This window comes from Campylobacter sp. 7477a (genome assembly GCF_014892335.1).
In the GTDB taxonomy this organism is placed as follows: domain Bacteria; phylum Campylobacterota; class Campylobacteria; order Campylobacterales; family Campylobacteraceae; genus Campylobacter_A; species Campylobacter_A californiensis.
Window position 1 is genome coordinate 1 of sequence record NZ_JADBJH010000025.1, and the last position, 2,388, is coordinate 2,388.

Sequence of the window (2,388 nt, forward strand, 5' to 3'; positions counted from 1 at the left end):
TGAATTTATAAATGGCGACCCTTAGAGGATTTGAACCTCTGTTTCTACATAGAGAAAGTAGAGTCCTGAGCCACTAGACGAAAGGGTCATGAACCCGAAAAAGTGGTGTCCTGTGTTGGATTCGAACCAACGGCCCCCTCATTAAAAGTGAGATGCTCTACCGGCTGAGCTAACAAGACATTTTTGAAAAACGAAATCTGATTATACTAAAAACGCTATCTTTTGTCAAGAGAAAATTTAAAAGAATGTGTAATTTAGAAATTTTATTACAAATTTTTGGAAAAAATATATACTATTTTGCTAATAACATGCTATTATTAAAACTTAAAAAAAATTTAATATAAATTTTATACTCATTGTGTATTTTGAGTTAAATTTTAAAGGTAATTCTATGAGCAAAAAGAAAATTTCTACCCTAGGCTCAAAGCTTGGGGCTTTAGGTCCTGGCATACTTATGGCTTCGGCCGCGGTAGGCGGATCGCACATCATCGCATCCACACAAGCAGGTGCGATATATGGCTGGCAGCTAGCTATCATTATCATACTAGCAAACCTTTTTAAATACCCATTTTTTAGATTTGGCACACAATACACCCTTGATAACGGGCACAGCCTACTTACGGGTTACTACGAAAAAGGACGCTTTTATATCGGTATATTTTTAGTGCTTAGCCTCTTTGCAGCTGTTGTGAATACCGCAGCCGTTAGCATGATAACAGCGGCGATTTTAAGCTTTATATTGCCGTTTAAAGCAAGCACGACAACGCTAAGCGTGGTTGTATTATCAGCTAGCATGGCCATCATTTTACTAGGTAGATATAGCGTGCTTGATACTGTTTCAAAACTTATCATGATAACGCTTACCGCAACTACGGTTTGGGCGGTTTTGATCGCATTTTCTAGGACGGGATTTGACGGAGTTATGACACCTGACTTTATAGAGCCTTCGCCTTGGCAGCTTGGAGCACTTGGATTTATCATCGCTCTTATGGGCTGGATGCCTGCGCCAATTGAGATCTCAGCACTTAATTCAATGTGGGTAATAGCAAAGAAAAAGATAAAAAGAGTATCTTACGAAGATGGCTTGCTTGACTTTAACGTAGGCTATGTGGGAACAGCTATCTTGGCACTTGTGTTTTTAGCTCTTGGTGCGCTTGTGCAGTATGGCTCAGGAGTAGAGGTCGAGACTAGAGGTGTGGCATATATAAATCAATTTATAAATATGTATGCTGCGACTATCGGCGAATGGGCTAGAGGGCTTATCGCATTTATAGCATTTATGTGTATGTTTGGCACTACCATCACGGTTGTAGATGGGTATTCTAGGGTAAACTGTGAAAGCATCAGGCTAGTTTTAGGCAAGGATCAAACAAAGCTTGTTTATTTTAACTTGTGCGTTATCATAACAAGCGTCATAGGCTTTTTTATCATTTCGATGTTTAACAACGCCCTTGGGCCGATGGTTAGATTTGCAATGATAGCTTCGTTTGTTACTACGCCGATATTTGCGTGGCTAAATTTAAGCCTTGTCTTAAGCAAAGGACAACATAAGGTAAAGGGCTTTTTATAGAGGTCGATAAAAGCATAAAGACTGAACCTATAAGGGCTAGAAGAGTCAAAACATCGGGTCAAAACAGAGGCGACGAGGCAAAATTTAAAAGCCGTAATAACCGCACAAAAACATCTAAAAAAAGAAGCTCCAATGATGCCTTATCTTATACAAACAGCACGTCAAGAGATAGTAAATTTAGATCAAACAGCTCGCACACTAGAACCAACAAACCTAGAAGCTCTAAATTTAGAAGCAGCGCTATAAACTAGATACTTAGACATAGCAAATCTTACAAGAAGCTTGCAAGGCAGGTATCTTAGTAAGATTTGCTATGATTTTAATTTTAAATTTTACAACAGAGCCATAAACAAGTTTAAAAATACGATCTTAAATGCCAAGATTAAAAGTCACAAATAAAATTTAGACCGTTCGAGCTACCAGCAAGATATCACTGGCATAAGGTAGTTTTGAAAAATATTTGAAATTCTGTATCTTCTGAAGTTTATGGTGTCAAGAGAGAGACTTGAACTCTCGACCTCCGGCTTATGAGACCAGCGCTCTAACCAGCTGAGCTACCTTGACAAATGATTAAAGACGAGTATTATACAACCACGAAGCTTATTTTTAAATAAATTCTATGAAGACCGCCGAAGCGGTCATACATTTAGAATTTTTTCTTTTTAACATCCTCAACTATCGCTTTTGCCATACCATCAACTTGTGAAGTTATCTCGTTTGTTTGTTGAGCAACCGATACATTTTGTTGAGTTAGACTCTCTATTTGAGCGACAGATTGATTTATCATATTAACGGCGTCTGACTGCTCTTTAATGCCC

General features: G+C 38.3%; 1 protein-coding gene and 3 tRNA genes. 1 reads left to right on the plus strand and 3 read right to left on the minus strand.

Annotation, left to right across the window (positions count from 1 at the left end):
• Window positions 1-12: 12 nt before the first annotated feature.
• Window positions 13-88, minus strand: a tRNA-Glu gene (locus tag CCAL5182_RS08905).
• A gap of 15 nt (window positions 89-103) precedes the next feature.
• Window positions 104-179, minus strand: a tRNA-Lys gene (locus CCAL5182_RS08910).
• A 212-nt stretch (window positions 180-391) separates the two neighbouring features.
• On the opposite strand from CCAL5182_RS08910, the gene CCAL5182_RS08915 reads away from it, so the two are divergent.
• Window positions 392-1,570: an NRAMP family divalent metal transporter gene (locus CCAL5182_RS08915; RefSeq protein WP_336610830.1), complete on the plus strand. Its 1,179-nt coding sequence runs from the start codon at window positions 392-394 to the stop codon at window positions 1,568-1,570.
• A 487-nt stretch (window positions 1,571-2,057) separates the two neighbouring features.
• On the opposite strand, the gene CCAL5182_RS08920 is transcribed toward CCAL5182_RS08915, so the two are convergent.
• Window positions 2,058-2,134, minus strand: a tRNA-Met gene (locus tag CCAL5182_RS08920).
• Between the last annotated feature and the right edge of the window lie 254 nt (window positions 2,135-2,388).